General features: G+C 58.9%; 18 protein-coding genes and 3 pseudogenes. 2 read left to right on the plus strand and 19 right to left on the minus strand.

Annotated features, from left to right (window positions below; translation table 11 throughout):
- Positions 1-165: 165 nt before the first annotated feature.
- The 5 genes and pseudogenes from ACODR6_RS10745 to ACODR6_RS10765 form a co-directional block, all read right to left on the minus strand.
- Positions 166-1,026: pseudogene (locus tag ACODR6_RS10745) on the minus strand (nucleotidyltransferase family protein); the annotation flags it as partial.
- 415 nt (positions 1,027-1,441) lie between these two features.
- Complete coding sequence (locus tag ACODR6_RS10750; protein ID WP_246777689.1) at positions 1,442-1,609, minus strand: hypothetical protein; 168 nt, start codon at positions 1,607-1,609, stop codon at positions 1,442-1,444.
- A complete protein-coding gene (locus ACODR6_RS10755; protein WP_489022521.1) occupies positions 1,606-2,058 on the minus strand; it encodes an ATPase in 453 nt (150 codons plus the stop codon). Before ACODR6_RS10755 ends, ACODR6_RS10750 begins: the two co-directional genes overlap by 4 nt.
- A gap of 10 nt (positions 2,059-2,068) precedes the next feature.
- On the minus strand, positions 2,069-2,242 hold the full coding sequence (locus ACODR6_RS10760; protein WP_203431307.1) for a hypothetical protein: 174 nt from the start codon (positions 2,240-2,242) through the stop codon (positions 2,069-2,071).
- A gap of 195 nt (positions 2,243-2,437) precedes the next feature.
- A complete protein-coding gene (locus ACODR6_RS10765; RefSeq protein ID WP_203431308.1) occupies positions 2,438-2,701 on the minus strand; it encodes an MFS transporter in 264 nt (87 codons plus the stop codon).
- A 603-nt stretch (positions 2,702-3,304) separates the two neighbouring features.
- Here ACODR6_RS10765 and ACODR6_RS10770 point away from each other — a divergent pair.
- Together ACODR6_RS10770 and ACODR6_RS10775 are read left to right on the plus strand one after the other, a co-directional pair.
- Positions 3,305-3,643: a type II toxin-antitoxin system RelE/ParE family toxin gene (locus ACODR6_RS10770; RefSeq protein WP_449099145.1), complete on the plus strand. Its 339-nt coding sequence runs from the start codon at positions 3,305-3,307 to the stop codon at positions 3,641-3,643.
- A 3-nt stretch (positions 3,644-3,646) separates the two neighbouring features.
- Positions 3,647-3,970: a helix-turn-helix domain-containing protein gene (locus tag ACODR6_RS10775; RefSeq protein WP_489022522.1), complete on the plus strand. Its 324-nt coding sequence runs from the start codon at positions 3,647-3,649 to the stop codon at positions 3,968-3,970.
- 110 nt (positions 3,971-4,080) lie between these two features.
- On the opposite strand, the gene ACODR6_RS10780 is transcribed toward ACODR6_RS10775, so the two are convergent.
- From ACODR6_RS10780 to ACODR6_RS10845, 14 genes and pseudogenes are all read right to left on the minus strand, one after another.
- Entirely contained in the window at positions 4,081-5,343 is a 1,263-nt protein-coding gene (locus tag ACODR6_RS10780) for a type II toxin-antitoxin system HipA family toxin (RefSeq protein ID WP_112716948.1), read from the minus strand.
- The gene (locus ACODR6_RS10785) at positions 5,340-5,567 is read right to left on the minus strand and encodes a helix-turn-helix domain-containing protein (RefSeq protein WP_112717548.1); all 228 of its coding nucleotides are present in this window, start codon (positions 5,565-5,567) and stop codon (positions 5,340-5,342) included. The genes ACODR6_RS10780 and ACODR6_RS10785 overlap by 4 nt, the downstream gene beginning before the upstream one ends.
- Positions 5,568-5,712: 145 nt before the next feature.
- A pseudogene (locus tag ACODR6_RS10790) lies at positions 5,713-6,303 on the minus strand (HNH endonuclease); the annotation flags it as partial.
- A 670-nt stretch (positions 6,304-6,973) separates the two neighbouring features.
- Positions 6,974-7,183, minus strand: a pseudogene (locus tag ACODR6_RS10795) (aldo/keto reductase); the annotation flags it as partial.
- A 152-nt stretch (positions 7,184-7,335) separates the two neighbouring features.
- A complete protein-coding gene (locus ACODR6_RS10800) occupies positions 7,336-7,833 on the minus strand; it encodes a GNAT family N-acetyltransferase (protein ID WP_203431310.1) in 498 nt (165 codons plus the stop codon).
- The gene (locus ACODR6_RS10805; protein WP_203431311.1) at positions 7,830-8,120 is read right to left on the minus strand and encodes a type II toxin-antitoxin system TacA family antitoxin; all 291 of its coding nucleotides are present in this window, start codon (positions 8,118-8,120) and stop codon (positions 7,830-7,832) included. The genes ACODR6_RS10800 and ACODR6_RS10805 overlap by 4 nt, the downstream gene beginning before the upstream one ends.
- A 569-nt stretch (positions 8,121-8,689) precedes the next feature.
- Positions 8,690-9,637: an ABC transporter permease gene (locus ACODR6_RS10810; protein ID WP_199628404.1), complete on the minus strand. Its 948-nt coding sequence runs from the start codon at positions 9,635-9,637 to the stop codon at positions 8,690-8,692.
- Between the two features lies 1 nt (position 9,638).
- Entirely contained in the window at positions 9,639-10,616 is a 978-nt protein-coding gene (locus tag ACODR6_RS10815; protein WP_489022523.1) for an ABC transporter permease, read from the minus strand.
- Position 10,617: 1 nt separating this feature from the next.
- Positions 10,618-12,099: a sugar ABC transporter ATP-binding protein gene (locus tag ACODR6_RS10820; protein WP_489022524.1), complete on the minus strand. Its 1,482-nt coding sequence runs from the start codon at positions 12,097-12,099 to the stop codon at positions 10,618-10,620.
- Positions 12,099-13,112, minus strand: a complete 1,014-nt coding sequence (locus ACODR6_RS10825) for an ABC transporter substrate-binding protein (protein ID WP_130279691.1) — start codon at positions 13,110-13,112, stop codon at positions 12,099-12,101. Before ACODR6_RS10825 ends, ACODR6_RS10820 begins: the two co-directional genes overlap by 1 nt.
- Before the next feature lie 142 nt (positions 13,113-13,254).
- Positions 13,255-14,139, minus strand: a complete 885-nt coding sequence (locus tag ACODR6_RS10830) for an SMP-30/gluconolactonase/LRE family protein (protein ID WP_489022525.1) — start codon at positions 14,137-14,139, stop codon at positions 13,255-13,257.
- Between the two features lie 3 nt (positions 14,140-14,142).
- Positions 14,143-14,334, minus strand: a complete 192-nt coding sequence (locus ACODR6_RS10835; RefSeq protein WP_112716998.1) for a tautomerase family protein — start codon at positions 14,332-14,334, stop codon at positions 14,143-14,145.
- Between the two features lie 111 nt (positions 14,335-14,445).
- Positions 14,446-15,186: a response regulator transcription factor gene (locus ACODR6_RS10840; RefSeq protein ID WP_130279693.1), complete on the minus strand. Its 741-nt coding sequence runs from the start codon at positions 15,184-15,186 to the stop codon at positions 14,446-14,448.
- The gene (locus tag ACODR6_RS10845; protein ID WP_130279694.1) at positions 15,187-16,464 is read right to left on the minus strand and encodes a GAF domain-containing sensor histidine kinase; all 1,278 of its coding nucleotides are present in this window, start codon (positions 16,462-16,464) and stop codon (positions 15,187-15,189) included.
- Between the last annotated feature and the right edge of the window lie 12 nt (positions 16,465-16,476).

Here is a 16,476-nt window from a genome sequence, read left to right on the forward strand (position 1 = left end):
AGGACTCGCAGTCAGCAGGCCGTCATCGCAAGACGGCCTTCACCGTGGGCTTACGCTACACCCTACGTCCGAGCCGAGCTCGTCGTTTCGCTCTTAAGGGATGTGAACCATCGCTTCCTATAAGGTCGCGGCGGTCTATTGATTTTATTTGCTTTTCAGGTGGGGCCGTTTGGCCTGGCCGCCGGCGTCATTCTGACGGCGGCCGGCAATGATAAGCTTGTGCACCGCGTACCTGCAAGGATCAGGGATAGCAACTGAAATACCGGCACCATGTAGCAAGATCGAACGAACGGGATCGCGGATTAAGAAATCCATGAATCTTAGCGGTTCGGCTGACGCGCCTCCGAGAGCAGGCATGTTGGCGGGTTTGTCCGAATATTCTTCGGCTCCCCTGTTTGTCGTCATGAACTCGACCCTGTAACCGCTCTGGTTCCGGAAGGCATGAGATCGAGAGCTGCCGCTGATATGCGGCACTGCGCGGAACGTTGGATCAAGCCCTTTCAGGAGATCGAGGATCGGCGGCAGCGAATCTGCCACCTCGGCGGAGATCGCGAAATCCTGGGCCAGGTCTGCATCACCTGTTAGGATCGCCGCCGAAGGCAGACGGATGCCAAGATATGCCGAGTAGCATTGAAAAGCGACAGTGCCGATGAGAACACCGCGCAGCCGGAAGAGACCGGCCTTGGCAAGCGCCTGTACGATATCACCGGTAAAGCGATCAGCGGCAATTAAACCGGCTTCGCGCGTTAGCGTAGAAACGTACTTGCGGCGAGCCTTATAGTCAGACTTCTCACCCTTGAAGGTTTCGACCCGTTCCGAAATCAGGGGGTCGTCGGCAGGCCCGACATAACGGCGTTTCTGCCCACCCTCTCCGTCGGGCTGGTCGAAATACCAGTAACGCCGGCCATCAACTGCTACTGGCACGAATCTACCCGATGGAGGGAAGTCTTCCGCCCAATCATCATCAAATGCCCGTTGCTGGAGTTCCGCGACCATGGTGCGAAACATGAGGTCAATCTGCTTAATCATGCCACCTCTATATCTTTTTCGCAAATCTAGTATAGCAAGTTTTGCGGCTTTCCCCGGTGGACGCTGCCCGCCTCTGCCAGTGCAAGACACCACCTACCGTGATCCTCACTATACTATCTTCTCGGACATAATATAAGGCCGGTGTCGAGATGCCCGACTTGTACGGACCCGAACTATCGCCCCTCACATGCTAAGCTACTGATCTAACGTCCCTGTTGCATAACGCCTTTTTATGGACCTCCAGCGATCGCCGCCGGCGATTATCATTCTCATTCTGACCTGGAGCCCGCGCCGGGTAGATTTTCCTTTCGGCAAGCCCCATGAGGGCAGTTCGCCGAACTTTGCGGTGCGCGGTCGGAAAGTGGGCGAGATTTAAAGGTCTGTCAACCGAAGGCAGGCTATCCCTCCTCAATCAACTGCTCTCAAAGCATTCCAGCGCTCGCATGAGATGGTACGCTTCGCAGACCTTGGCCTCAAAGAGCTTGTGCAGCGCTTGGTTGTCATCGATGTCGAAGGACTGGACGACGCCGCCGTTAATGGCGAAGACCTCGTGCGGTTCTATCCCTGAGTTGTCGATCAACAAAACTTCGTCTGCAATCCCGAGCGCTTCGTCAGCTTCTCGAAGGATCCATCGTGCCGCCTGCGGATGTTTTCCTCCGGGATGTCGTGACCGCCCTTGAGGACACGCTGTCTAACGCGCTCGACGTTCGTCTCAACGGAATCCAAAGCAACATAGTAAAGGCCGACCTTGAACCCGGCTGCCTTGGCAGTCCGCATCATTCTCAACGATTGGTTGCTGCTCAGCGTCGTCTCGAAAATAAAAGACTGCCTGGTGTCGATCATCTCGTGAATCTTCACGAGAGCCGCTCGACCAGCTTGGATTTCGGTCGATCTGTTATCGGCGGCCGGCATCGCTTTGGCGATCTCGTCCGCGTTGATCCAAACACCCTCGAGCTTCAGCTTCGCGAAGGCGGAAGTTTTGCCGGAGCCGTTCGGCCCTGCGAGGAGGATACACGACAACTCGGGCATGGAGCGATTGCTACCTCACGGTAGCCGGAGCACGTTCCTTGCGCTCATGCCGGGCCTTATCCTTCGCCTCGTTCTGCCGATCCTTGGCAGTGATCGTTAGGCCCATACGGCGGCTCTCGGCGATGGCTTCCCGGCCGATCTCCTTCAAGGCTTGCCTGTTCTCGCGGTATTTCTGCAAGAGCATCAGCGATCTCCTTTCCATTCTTCCATAACATAATGCGACAGGCCGTCGGCTGCAAATACAGCTTGTGCCAGGTGCCAGCGACAGCAGCACTGAATGCAACGGGCCGAAGGAGACAGCTTCGATTGAAGAGATGTGAACCAGCGCCCACCAAGTTTCAAAAAACCAACATGCTCAACGCGCGTCTGATCAATGGGTTCACCGGAGCGGTTCGATCCGGCGGATGCCAATGGTCCAGGACAGAAGCCCGATGACGGACATGAGCGCGGCAAGCAGAAAGGCGGAGCCATACGCCCCCGTCGCGTCGACGATCAAGCCAGTCATGACCGGCGCTACAATCCCCGAGATGTTGCCGAAGCAGTTTTGCAGCCCGATCCACTTCGCGGTCGCGGACGGCCCTGCGAGGGTCTGGCCGATCGCAAATAGATTGAAGCCGCCGAGTCCGTGGCCGATGGACGACACAGCAGCCCGCCAACAGCGACGTCCGGATCACGGAAGGTGCACATCAGCATGCAGATGGTGGAGACCAGGCAGGCGGCTTCCATGCAGGTCTTGCGGACAACGTTCGGGCGCGGTCCACTCGCCATCAGTCGGTCGGCCGCCCCCAGCGCCTTCATCGGCATGCTATCGGGTGGTAACTTCGGCAAGCTTCTGGTCAGGGTCGGAATAGGATGAACGTGCGAACGATGCTGCCACCTTTGAGCCGCCGGGTTGGATGCTCTTGAGCAGATATGAACCTGTGGCCCGCTACGAACTTTGGCCTAGCCAACGACCAGCGACGCTGGTTGGTGATTGTGTGCTGCTGAATGAACGTTGCCGATTGGCGAAGCGACTGAGACAAGAAGCATCGGTTGCCGTGGGGCTTGTAGGAGCCGGTCTGCTTGAGGAAATGCGTTGCCAGGATATCCCGCAGATTATGTGGGCCGTGCGGCAGCAGTCCTTTGATGGCACCTTCCGCAGGACCAGCCTGCCTTTGCTGCTTGCATTCCTAGAATCAGGTATGGGAAGCTGAATAGTTCTCTCCCTATACCTTGATGGGCATAGCACTTAGTGCTATATAAACCGATGTCAGACAGAGTGTTCAAAACAGCATGGTTCGCCAAGGCGGCAAAGAAGGCGCGCATTTCCGACAAGGTTTTGTCGGCGGCAATCCGCCAAATGGCACTTGGACAGGCCGACGATCTTGGTGGTGGTGTCTTCAATAAGCGTCTCAACGATAACATGCATCGTTCAATCGTTCTGGCCAAGGCAGGCGAGTTCTGGGTGTTCGCCTATCTCTTCGCGAAGAAAGATCGGGCGAACATTGATGACGACGAGCTTCAAGCATTCCGAAAGCTCGCTGACCTCTACCGCCGCAAGACGAAAACTGATCTCGAGTCGGAACTCGAGGCCTTTTGGAGATAGACCATGGCGACTAATCGCAAGTTCAAGAGCGATGCCTTCGAGGCAATCCACAGTGCTGTTGAAGGCATGTATTCGGCGGGGACCATCGATAAGGAAACGATGCGGACATTCGATGAAGATTGTCTTGTGGTCCCACCTGACCTGACGCCGGATGAGATCAAGGCTTTGCGTGAGAAGAACCACGTCAGCCAGCCGGTCTTCGCCCGCTATCTGAACACCAGTCAGTCGACAGTGCAAAAGTGGGAAACCGGCGCCAAACGGCCTAGCGGACCCGCGCTGAAGCTACTTTCGCTTGTGCAGAAACACGGACTTCAGATGTTAACGTAACCGGAGCTCCGGTCCCTCGCGTATTCGTTTCCGGAGCCGAAGGAAATGATTTGAACCACCGACCCTTTGATCGAAGGACAAGACGCTGGATATCCGCGACCACTAACTGCTTAAGATACATGCTCCGCGGCTCTCTGTAGCAAACCAGCCCGACTTGAGATGACCTTGCGAATTGCACTCAGGATGGGGTGCCTGATCCCCTCGTGGGCCAGTTCTGCAACAAGGGCGTCGGCCTCGCTCACAATCCTTTCCGCCATCTGGGCAAGATCGCGGACAAGGATGCGCTGAGAAGATTTGGTTTCGGGCACGAGTGTCGCCCAATGCTTCAACTGGATCGTGTCGGGCACATCGCGGCCACCAATCTTCATGGCGAGCCTCTTTGACAAGCGGGGATAAACAGCCGTGCAAACGACGTCGTAGATCGGCGCCAGATCCGGTTCATCGGAGCCATAAAGCAGGGCGTAGTTCTTGCCGTGGGCATCAGCGTTGCCGACGAGATAGTGGAAGATCAGCATGCGGATGAACTGCAACCGATCCGCGACGGGCCTCGCGCAGGCGTTGTCGATCAGCCCGAGAGATCGTTCTGTTCCCGGTCCTCCCTCGGCCTCATACTTCAGCTCTGGCGGTACGCTAAGGGCCTGGCAGAAGTCTTCCTGGTGTAGGCGCTCAATGATGCCGTCCGCAGCTTTCGTTCGATCATAACGCTCAACCAGGAGAAAGGCAGTCGCCCCGTCCAGGCGAATCTGAACATGGGGTACGGGCAGCTTGAGGCGGGCGGCCAGCTGCATACAAAAATACTCGTTCTCCACCGTGCCTTCCAACGCCTGGATGACTGGTTTCAAGATATGGGTCGTTGGTCTTCCGTCTCTTGCCAAGGCGATAGAATCTCCATCGACAATGACCGCCAGTTTGTCCTGCGCGCCGGCGAGCGACAGGCGGATGCCCTCGTCTCCGCCAAGCAGAGGCCGGGTCCGCAGCCTGCTGAGAACCTCGTCCAGACGTTCCGAAGTGAGAATTTCGGCTTGGGACTGGCCGGGAGGTTCGGGCGCTGTGCCGGTGGGATAGATTGACAAGGCACCTGCGCATTCGCCGCCGATAACTTCCAGTAGCCCGAAGGCATTGCCTGCCGAGAGGCCGAGCGCACCAGCTAGGCGTTGCCGCGCGCCTTCGTCCGGCAAGAGACCGGAAAAAAACGGGCGCACGACCTGATCACCAAAGGGTTCTTCTTGCAGGGGCATCGAGAACGAAATCGCTCGCGATCGTTGGTCCAGGAGATACGCGCCATCGTAGGCGAAGATCAGTAGGCCGTCGTCAAGCCGGCCGAGCACGCCCGCCTTGGTGTCGCGAAAATAGACGTCCAAGACGCGGGTCACGATCGCGGGCCCTGGCGACGCCCAACGGAAACAAGAAGACCAAGACCGGCCAAGACTTGCATCGCACGGCCAATCTGGCAGCTCTCTTTGCCGGCCTCAAGTTCACGCAGAAACCGTACGCCCACACCAATCGCCCCGGCCAATTGCTCCTGGGTTAACCCTTGCTGTCTGCGCTCCTGACGGATCAGCATGCCGAGAGTTTTTGTATCTTTGATCTTGTCCATAATCACCCCTATCGGGATGATAATATCATCGGATGGCGCAAAAGAAAGACAAAAGAACCGATCGGGATGATTTTCGGATTTTTTTGGCCAACTGACCGAAATAGACCCGCTCGGGACTACATCGCACGACTTACCCTGGCGCTTACTACTTGAAGCAGTTCTCACGGTGCCATCTCAGGAACTGGGGATGTGGCCGCTCGAAGACCCATGCTAGGCATGGTCGCCTTCCCAGTCTTGTTGAGGAGTCCTTGAATGCTGTCAGGATCATTCGCCTGACGCGATATCAGGATATCAAGATCGTCCGAAAGACCAATCAGACCGCGATCAAACATCCAGTGTGCGGTGCCCGAAAGAGCAATTCCGTTGGAAAGAATGTCGGGTCCGCTCGCTTCCACCGGCCCGATATGTGCGGCGTCGACCTCCGCCCGGCCACCACCGTTGATGAGCTTCAATCCCGTGATGGCGGATCGTTTGTCATAGGCGTGAAGAACGAGCCGGCGAAACAGCCGATTTCGAACGATCCGCGACGAGAGTTGCATAACCCGGTCGCGCTCCTGCTCGAACATGAACGGCGCTTGAGCTTCATCTGCAAATCCATCGGCCGCATGCGTCCCCCCGGCTCATCCAGCCGAGGCAGTTCAGGCTCATGCTCGTCTATGCCAATCGATACGATGCGGTTGAAATCTGCTGCGGACATCGGCCGGACTGCAGCCTGCGCCCTGCCGGAATACGGCCCTCTTCAACATCCACGCCATCCCAGCCTGGATGTACCAGGCCGCGGAGACCATAACTGCCGATCCGCCGCCCCAGAAAGACGGAAGCACTCTGCCAAGCATTTCTGGGTTCTCCAGGGAAATGGAGCTGGGTGGTGCGAACGCGCCTACCCGGACGCTGGACTTTGAAATGAAAATGACGCGTTCGGCCGGGATAAAGCGCCGGCATGATGGTGGTGGACCACCAGCGCCCCTTGGTGTCGGCGAACTGGTGCCCACGCAGACGGAAACCCACGGTGTCCTAGGCGCCGTTTTCGTCCGCATGCCAAATCTCAACGCGGCTGCCGCCAAGCGGCTGGCAGCGAATGTCGAGTACGAACTGCGACCGTTATTCGCTCGCCTCCGGGTGCATCCGAATAGAGATCCCGGTTCAGCGGCGAGTTCGGCTTGAAGAAGGGGCCGCCTTCCCGTTCAAGGGTCGGTCCGTCTCCATCGTTATATGCGGGCGTGAGCGGCAGTTCGGGAACGGCCTGCGCAAACGCCTCATTCTCGCCACCTCAACGAGCGGCAGCGTCAGAAAGGCCGTCAGAAGCGCGCGTCTAGTGGAAGGCAAGGCCGGCCTTCCCGTGATTGTGCCAACGTGATGGCGGGTTAATCAATGCGCCGTTACTGCAGGCGCTGCGCGGCATTTGTCTATGCCTCTCGGATCAGGCCGGAATACATATTCTCTTTGCCGATATACCACGGCATCGTGCCGATGGAGCCGAAGCCGGGAATTGTTTTCATGTGCGCGACCATCCGAGCCCGCATGCGCTCGTCCGGAAGAGGTCCTGTCATCGCCTGGACATCGTAACTCATGTGGTCGGAATTGGACGTGCCGCAGAGGACGCTCGTGACGGCGGGGCCGTCACCGATTTTTATCTCCATCCTGCCGCACCTCCTTGACTGGCTGATTGCAGCACTTGTTCTGTTCACTTGCACCTTCTGGATGGAACGAACATCCCGCGCAGCGATGCCGCTCAGCGTTGCTGAAACCGAGCACTCGATGATAGCGTCTACGCGCTCAACGCGTTGCTGAGATCTTTCAATCCGATCATCAGCATCAGCGGGTCAGACGGAGATGGGAGAAATCCAACGGCCTCGTAGAAGGTACGTGCGTCATCTGAAATCGCATGCACCAGCACGCCGCGGATACCAAGTATTTCGGCTGCGTTGAGCAGGCGCAACCCTGCATCACGCACCAATGCCCGACCGATACCGCGGCCCTGATAGGTCCGGTCGATAGCCAGGCGACCAAGTCCAGCGACTGGGATCGGATCTGGCATGTTTCGCTTAAACCGGCCTGGAACTTCTGGTGTCCTCACCGCGCCGGAGGCGAGAGCGTAATAGGCGACGACACGATTTCCGTCGCAAACCACGAAAGTACGAGACGCACCGCTTGCCTGATTAACTCGCGCTCGTCGGCGCAGCCAATCATCCAGTTCTGAAACGCCGGAATCAAATCCGACAAGTTCATGATGCTCGGCCAAAGGGGCAGGCGAAGTGAGGGTCACGCCTCATCCCATGGAGCTTGGGTCAACATTGTGCGTTTCAGACGCGCATTCGGCTTCGCGGGCGCATCAAGTCGGGTAAGGTATTCGGCATACACCTCAGGACTTACCGTGAAGACGGTACGGTCAAGCAGTACTTCCTCGGCGCGGCGTTCAGAGGCTTCCAGCATGAAATCTGTGCGTGTCTTGCCAAGCAGTTCAGCCGCGCGGTCGATAAGATTGCGCGTTGCGGGCTTGATACGGATATTCAATGGAACGCTTGCTTCCAAATTTTTGCGTTTCGTCGGCATGGGCAACTCCAATGTGATAATGCTATAGCGTAACGACACTATCGTTACAAGCCCCGTAACGGTCGTGTCGTTACGGGATTATGAGCTGACACGTACAATGGGCTCTCGATGGGGTGCGAACCACCGGCCCAGTCGTAATAGAGCTATCCAAGGAAATTTCTTTGTAGTGGGCGTCAACCTCGCTCATTTGGATTCACCACTCGAAGCTAGGAGGCAGGCTAATGGCTATGCCTGAGACCTTTGTGCGCGGGATCCTCAACTCTTCGGAAAAGATTACGCTGATCTGACCGTACGGCTCGCATATTACGGACTTCCGCCGTGCAGGGCGATGACTACCACCCAATTGAACGTTGCCAGCAAGCATCTCCGGTCAAGCTGGCAAGATGCCATGACCTCGGGGCCACAACCGGCACCAACACCGCCCTCCTGCACGCACACAGTTCCGATGGTCAGGCTGTTAATCAGCGCCGTTGGATTATCGATACGCGAAGTGCCGAACAGGAGCTTAAGTGATAAACCGGAAACAACAGCCGCGCTCTCACGGTTAACTGACAAACGACACCAGCCCTTTACCGCGCCGGCTTCTGGCCTCCCGCTGCGGTGATGACACCGACAATGATGAGGCCGGTGAGTAGCAGGCGTATGCCTGCGCTGACGCCAAAGGTGTTCAGCATCGTCAGCAACAACACGAGAAAAAGCGCCGCACCCCAGATGCCGGGAACATTCGCCTTGCCGCCGGCCACGGACGTGCCGCCGATGACGACCACCGCAATGGACGACAGCAGGTATTCATTGCCGATATCAACATTGGCACCGCGGAAATAGCCGGCCAGCAGTGCGCCGTTCAATCCCCCGAGCATGCCAGACAGGGTATATGTCAAAAAGCGGATGCGGCCGACATTGACGCCGGCGAGCCATGCGGCGCGGATATTCTGCCCGATTGCCAGGACGGACCGGCCATAGATCATGCGGTTTAGGGCAATCGAAGCGCCCACCGTGAAGAGCACCGTGAACATAGCCAGTACCGGAAAGCCAAGAATCTGGATGTTGGTGAACTCGGCAAAGCCAGGCGGCGGCTTGATTTGCAGCCCGCGGCCATAGCTGATGTCGATCGATTGGATGATGAAGCTTGCCGACAGCGTCGCGATGATCGGTGGGATGCGCAAGGCCCAGATCAGCAGATAGTTCGCAACCCCTACCGCAGCGCCGCTGGCGAGCGCCGCCAGCAGGCCGATCACGATCATGCTGTCCTGCCCGTCCATCGTCTTCATGGCGACGGCACTGGCGAGACCGATATTGGCCGGCAGCGAGAGATCGACATTGCCGGGACCAAGTGTGATGACGAACATCTGGCCGATACCGACGATGACCATGAACACGGCGAGCGAGAGTGCTGCCGTGATCATACCGCCGGCACCGTAGCCGCCGGTAAAGGCGATCGTCGCCACCCAGGCGGCCAATGCGCCCATAAAGGACCAGATCCAGGGCTTTGCAGCAAGAGCCTTCAAACGCGCCATATTACGCCTCCTTGCGGCTGATGAGAGCACGCGCTGCAAGCACGATGATGAGGATCGCACCGTTTGCCGCGACCTGCCAATCCGGCGGAATATGCATGAAGGTCAGCAGCGATGACGCCGCAAGCGCGAGCGTCAGCGCGCCTATGACGGCACCAATCGGCGATACGCGCCCGCCCATGAATTCGCCTCCGCCGAGAATGACGCCTGCGATCGACAAGAGCGTGTAACCATTCCCGATATTGGCATCTCCCGACGAGGTGATCCCGATCAGCGTCAGCCCCGAGAGGACGCCAAAGCAGCCGGCAAGCGCAAAAAGCGTGACCTTGGTGCGCAACAGAGACCATCCGGCGCGTGCAAGCGCTGCCGGATTGCCGCCCGATCCGCGCAAGATCACGCCATAGGAGGTGCGCATCAGCCCGAAATAGACGATCAGGGCGATGATCACGGCAGCAACGATTGGAAAGGGAACAATGGGCGGCTTGAAGGATGTGATCGCCTGCAGCCAGTCCGGCGCCTTGCCACCTGGCTTCGGCAGGACCAGGATCGCCAGCCCCTGCCAAACGAAGCTCATGCCCAGCGTCACGACGATCGATGGCAGGTTTCGCAGGTGGATCAATGCCCCCAGTAATGCATAGATACCAATGGATCCAAGCAGAATGGCGATGCCGAGAAGCGGCGCATCGCTCAGCCAAGTCGCAGTGACGCAACCGACGAAACCGACAAAAGTGCCAATCGAAAGATCGAGCTCGTTGCCGGCGATCACGAACATCTGCGCGATGGTCGCAAGCGCAATCGGAATAGCGAGGTTCAGCATGAGACTGAAGCCGAAATAGGAAATCGCGCGCGGATTGAGCCAAGCGATCGCCATCAGCACGAGCGCGAGCGACAGTGCCGGCAGCATGGCGCGCAAGGCCCTCGTCCTGCCGGCGCTATTGCGGGCCGCACGCGTGACGGAACGGTCGAGCGAAACGAAAGTCATCCTAATGCACCTCGGCGAAGGAGGATTGAATGATCTTCTCCTCGGTCAGCTCGTCACGCGTCAGGTTAGCGACGATGCGACCGTTCTTGAAGACATAAACGTGATGGCAGTTGTCGAGTTCTTCCGTCTCGGTCGTATACCAGATGAAGGTACGACCGTTTGCCGCTTCCCGGCGGATGAGATCATAGACCTCGAGCTTGGTGCCTATATCGACGCCGCGCATCGGATCGTCCATCAAAATGATATCCGCATCGGAACCGAGAGCACGCGCAAACAGTGCCTTCTGCTGGTTTCCGCCTGAAAGCGACACGATATTGTTGCTCATGTCCGGCGTGCGGATGCCAATACGGCTCTTCCAGATCTCCGCCAACTCGGCTTCGCGTTTCGGCGAGATCAGCAACCGGTCGCACAGCCGCTTCAGCGAGCGGATACCGATGTTCTCGGCAATCGACCACTGCGGAAAAATGCCATCCGATTGCCTGTCTCCGGCAACAAGGGCCACAGGTGCCGTCACCTCGACACCGGTTGTTCCGCGGTTGGCTGCTTTGAATATCGAAAGCAACAAGTCGGTCTGCCCATGACCTGCAAGTCCGGCAAGGCCGATGATCGAGCCGGCCCGGGCGACGAGTTGCGTGCCATCCTTTTGCTGGGCGGGCTTCGCCCTCACACGCGGCGCGCCTGCCGGTTGGACGGATGCAACCACCTGCGCCGCAATCTTTCCCCGGTGCGCGGCGCCGCCCATGGTGGCGACCAGCCTATCCCGGTCGTACGCACCGGCCAGATCAGTTGCGACGACCTTGCCGTCGCGCATGACGACGATCCGGTCTGAGTTCTGCAGCACTTCGCCGAGCACATGGGAGATCAGGATGCAACTTCCTCCCCCCGCCACAAACCGCCGGACGAAGGCAAGCAGCTGTCCGGCAGTGTGGGCGTCAAGCGAAGAGGTCGGCTCGTCCAGAATGACGAGATTCAGCGGATCCTCCGTTACCGTGAAAGCCCGGGCAACCTCGACCATCTGGCGTCGGCCGATCGAGAGATCCGCCACGACATCGGAAGCATCGATGCCATGGTCGGGAAATATCTCGTCGAGGCTAGCGGTAATGAGCGACGCGGCTCGCTGGTGCCAGCCGAAGCCACGCAACGCAGGATGATTGATCCGGGTGTTTTCAGCGACCGAGAGATTGGGACAAAGCGAAAGCTCCTGGAAGACGCAGCGGACCCCAACCTTTTGTGCCCTGGCAACCGAATAATGCTCCTCGACCGTCCCAGCAATCGTCATCCGGCCGCGGTCGATCGTCAACGTTCCCGCAAGCATGTTCATCAGCGTCGACTTGCCGGCGCCGTTATGGCCGACAAGCCCGACACACTCGCCGGGATTGACCTGGAAATCCACGCCATCAAGTGCCCTCACGGCGCCGAAATGCTTTTCGGCGCCGCTCAGGCTGACAATGGGCCGGGTGTCCTCAGCCGGTGCTGGCACCATCACTTGATGTTAGCCTTGATAGCTTTCATCGCATCGTCCTGCGTGTATTCGGTGGTGGCGACGCTACCAGCCGGGATATCCGCCAGATGCTTCTCAAAATCGTCCTGAGTAAAGGCGAGATAGGGCACTAGAAGATCGTGCGGAATGTCCTTGCGGCCATCGAGGACCTGTTGCGCTACCCAGAAGGCCAGCGTTGAAACGCCGGGAGCGATCGACGCCGACCAGGTGGTGTAACCATCCTTGGCCTTCTGCTCTTTCCACCATTGCAGCTCATCCTGCCGATTGCCCATGATGATGGTCGGACGCGGCTTGCCGGCTGCCGCAAAGGCCTGCGCGGCACCATAGCCGTCGCCGCCCTGTGTAACGACGCCGATGATGTCCGGCAGAGAAGGCAGGACGGTCGCCACGGCCTTCTGTGCGGTGGTCTGGTCCCAGTTGCCCGTCACAGAGCTGACGATCTTGAATTCCGGATGAGCGGCGACGCCCTCCTGCAGACCCTTGTGAATGGAATCGTCGATGGATGTGCCTGCCAGCCCGCGGATCTCAAGCAGGTTTCCACCATTAGGGTGGAGCTTCTTCATCTGCTCGATTTCTTGCTTGCCCATGTCCTCGAAGTCAACGACGACACGGTAGGCGCAGGGCTCGTTGACGATACCATCGAAGGAAACGACGACGATACCTGCATCGCAAGCCTGCTTGACGGCGCCGTTCAGCGCATCCGGCGAAGCCGCATTGATGACGATGGCATCATATCCCTGCAGGATCAGATTCTGTAGCTGCGCTGCCTGGGTCGGCACCTCCTGATCCGCCGTCGTAAAGACGTCGGCGGCGCCGACGATCTTATCGGCAACGGCTTTCTTGGTGACGATGTCATAGCTCTTCAGCATCGCCTGTCGCCAGGAATTGCCAGCGTAGTTGTTCGAGAACGCGATCTTCTTTCCGCTGGTATCAGCAAGAGCCGTGCCCGATGCAAGCAGCGCTGCAAGGCCGGCGAGTACGAAAATTTTATGCATTTCAATCCTCCCAATTTGTTCGCATTGAGCGAAAGGCTCTTCCCCCGGTTCCGGCCCTCCGGCAACCGTCATCTGGATGCCGAGGCATCCGTGGCGCCGATCCTCCATCGACGGCCATTCCTGCTAGCCGGTTGCCCGGACTTCAGAACAGTCTCAACCCCGGCACGCGCACCCTCAGTCTATGCAGCGAACTCGAAGCAGTAATATAAATGCTTTTCAAGTCATCGTCTCCGAAGGCAAAGTTGGCCGTCGGCTCCGGCGTGCGGATGATGCCGAGCGTATGGCCAGACGGGTCAAAGACGTGGATGCCGCCCGGTCCGCAGCAATAGATATTGCCGCAGCTATCGATCTTCATGCCATCGGGCGCGCCCGGTTCCTCACCTTTGGTCTCGGCCCACACGGCGCCTCCCGACAGCTCGCCCCGCGGCGAGATGTTGAAGACGCGGATATGCTGGCGCTCCGTGTCGTTGATGAAGAGACGCGATTCATCAAGGGAAAAACAAAGTCCATTCGGCTGGGCGAAATCGTCGATAAGCAGGGTCAGGTTCGAACCGTCGGGGTCGACCCGATACACGCCTTGAAAGGCGAGATCCTGCGGCCGCGGCACGCCGTAATATTCCATGCGCCCGAACGTTGGGTCGGTGAAATAGATCGCTCCGCCCGTCGCAACGACGATATCGTTCGGGCTGTTCAGCTCCTTGTCCTTGTAGTGCGTGGCAATGATGCTGGTCGAACCGTCGCGCTCGAGGCGCGAAACACGGCTCGTTGCATGTTCGCAGGTGAGAAGACGTCCTTGCCGGTCGAGTGTATTGCCGTTCGCCTTGTGGCTCGGCCGCCGGAAATCCTCGATGATGCCGTTGGGCCGGCGGATATACATGCGGTTCTCAGGCATGTCGCTGAAGACAAGCCATTTTTCGTAGGGATGCCAAACTGGACCTTCGGTGAAGCCGAGCCCGCTTGCCAGCGTCTCCAAAGCCCCATCGCCGACGACATCCGCAAAACCGGGATCACGCGCGCTTTTCGCCATATCTCAGCTCTTGGTCGCCTTGACGGTCTTTCCGGCGACGTACCAATCCGTGTCGGCAACATCCTCGAAAACGACCCAGATCGCTTCCTTGGGCAGCTCCGCCACCTCGCTGACCGCCTCGGTGACACGCCGCGCGATCTCGTTCTTGCGGTCCTGAGAATGTCCTTTGAGTATCTGAATATTGACGAAGGGCATAAGGTGTTCTCCCAACATTCTTATCATAGTGCCGACAGTAAGCCACGGATGCGGAATATCCCGCTACGCACGAAGACGCAGAACGGAGTGTGTATTCGCACAGTCTACCCGCTATTCTTTCCGGGTTGCGGTCTGTGCGAGCCACGCATCAAGGCTTTCCTGGGCCCGCCGCAGCGCATCGGCATTAATAAGGCCGCGCGCGAGCGCGAGGCAAATTGCCCGCGTTCTCGAGTTGAACAGAGAACCGCCCTCACCCGCGCCCTCCTCGGGCACAGCGACGCCAAGCTTTTCGTAAAGATGACGGATGCGCGCCTGCGCACCGCGTGTGGAGAGGCCACGCCGCGTGGCGATCGCCTTGTCGGTCAGCCCGAGCGCGACGTCGAGCAAGCTCTCATATTCGCTGTCGGTGATCCCTTCCAGCCGATCCTGCACCCGATGCTGAATGCCTCTGACTTCCCGGTCGATGATGCAGTGTCCCTCGGCGAAGACCCCTCGCAACGCCGACCGCATGCCCTCCTCCGAGGCCGATTTTAACACATAGCCGTAGACCGTGCCGGGCGGCACGATGCGCGCGACACCGCGCACATAGGATTCGTCGGCAAAGTTCGACCAGAAAAGAATATGAGTATCGGCGCGCCGGTGCCAGATCGAGCGTGCGACCTCGATGCCGGTTGCCTTCGGCAACTGCAGATCAAGCACGACATAAGGCGGCTCCCGGTTACGGGCGAGATCCATCGCCACATCACCGCGGCCGGTTTCGATGACCTCGACATTGCCGGGCCAGAGGTGTTCGATGATATTGCGCACGAAGGCCCGATGCAGCCCGTCATCTTCAGCGACCATCACCAGCATTTAGAGGCTCTCCATCGCAGCTGGCGCGATTTCGGGCGGCAGCGTTCCGGCAAAGACCGATTCGCCGGCAAGTGGCACTTCGAGCGCCACCCGTGTGCCGGCCTTACGGCCGGAGCGGCCGATACGCAACCGCGCGCCGATCAGGTCGGCGCGCGTGTGCATATGGCCAATGCCGCCGCTCGCCTGCGGATCGACGCGGAAACAGCCCGATCCGTCATCGGAAACGATTACCCGCAGCAGCGCCGGTGTCGATTCGACGCGCACCTCGATGCAGCCAGGCGTTGCGTGCTTGACAGCATTGTTGATCGCTTCCTGCGCAATACGGTATATCGCCGTCAGTGTCCGCTCAGGCAGGTCATCGGCTGCACCGCCGCTCGTATCATGGATGTTCACTGCAATCGATGGTGTGGCCCGGCTGACGCTCCGGTTGAGATGCGCCTCTATCGCATCGCGCAGACCGAACAGTTCGAGGACGCTCGGCCGCATGTCATCGACGATGTGGCGCAGTTCCGTCAGGCAATTGACAATTTCCCGCTCAAGTTCGGCAAGCTGTCCGGCTCCGGCAACACCATGGCGATGAAGCGCCGACACCTGACGCACCACCCGGGACAGGTCTGCAAGCGTTTGGTCGTGCAGGTCCATCGCAATGCGCCGCCGTTCCCGCTCCATGCCTTCGGTCAGCCGCGAAGCCCCGACGCGTAAAAGTTCCTCGCGATTGCGTGCCGTGCTTTCGGCCAGCATGGCGCGGTGCGCCTCCTCGCTCTGGATCAGGGCGAAGATATAGGGAGCAATGAATTCCGCACATTGCTGGGCGATCTCCAGATCGGCGGGGGTGTAGCAGCCCGGTTCATGGCGGCTGATGTTGAGCGCGCCGATGATGTCGCCCCGTGCGCGCAACGGCACGATGATACGGCTGCGGAGCTTGGCGGCAAAGATTGGTTCGTCGAGCGCACCGACGAAATGAAACCGCTGATCGTGCAGCGCGTCGTCGGTCAAAAGAAAGGGCAGCTCGCCTCTGAGCACCGCGCGTACCGGGCTCAGCTCGACCGGTGGCGGACTGAGCACCAGTTCGCTCCAACTCGTCTGGCAGCCGGTCTCATAACAGATGTGACTGCGACCCTCGTTCAGAAGTACCGCGACGTCGATATGGTCGTGCGGCAACAGCCTGCCGATCTCGACTGCCGTTGCGCGAAACGCTGTCCCCGGATCCATGTGTCCGGCAAAGGCCCTGGAGATCGCCAGCAGCCGATCGACAAGTTCAGCGTCGTTTCCGATCATGCATTATCCTCC

This window comes from Rhizobium sp. FG96 (genome assembly GCF_057808655.1).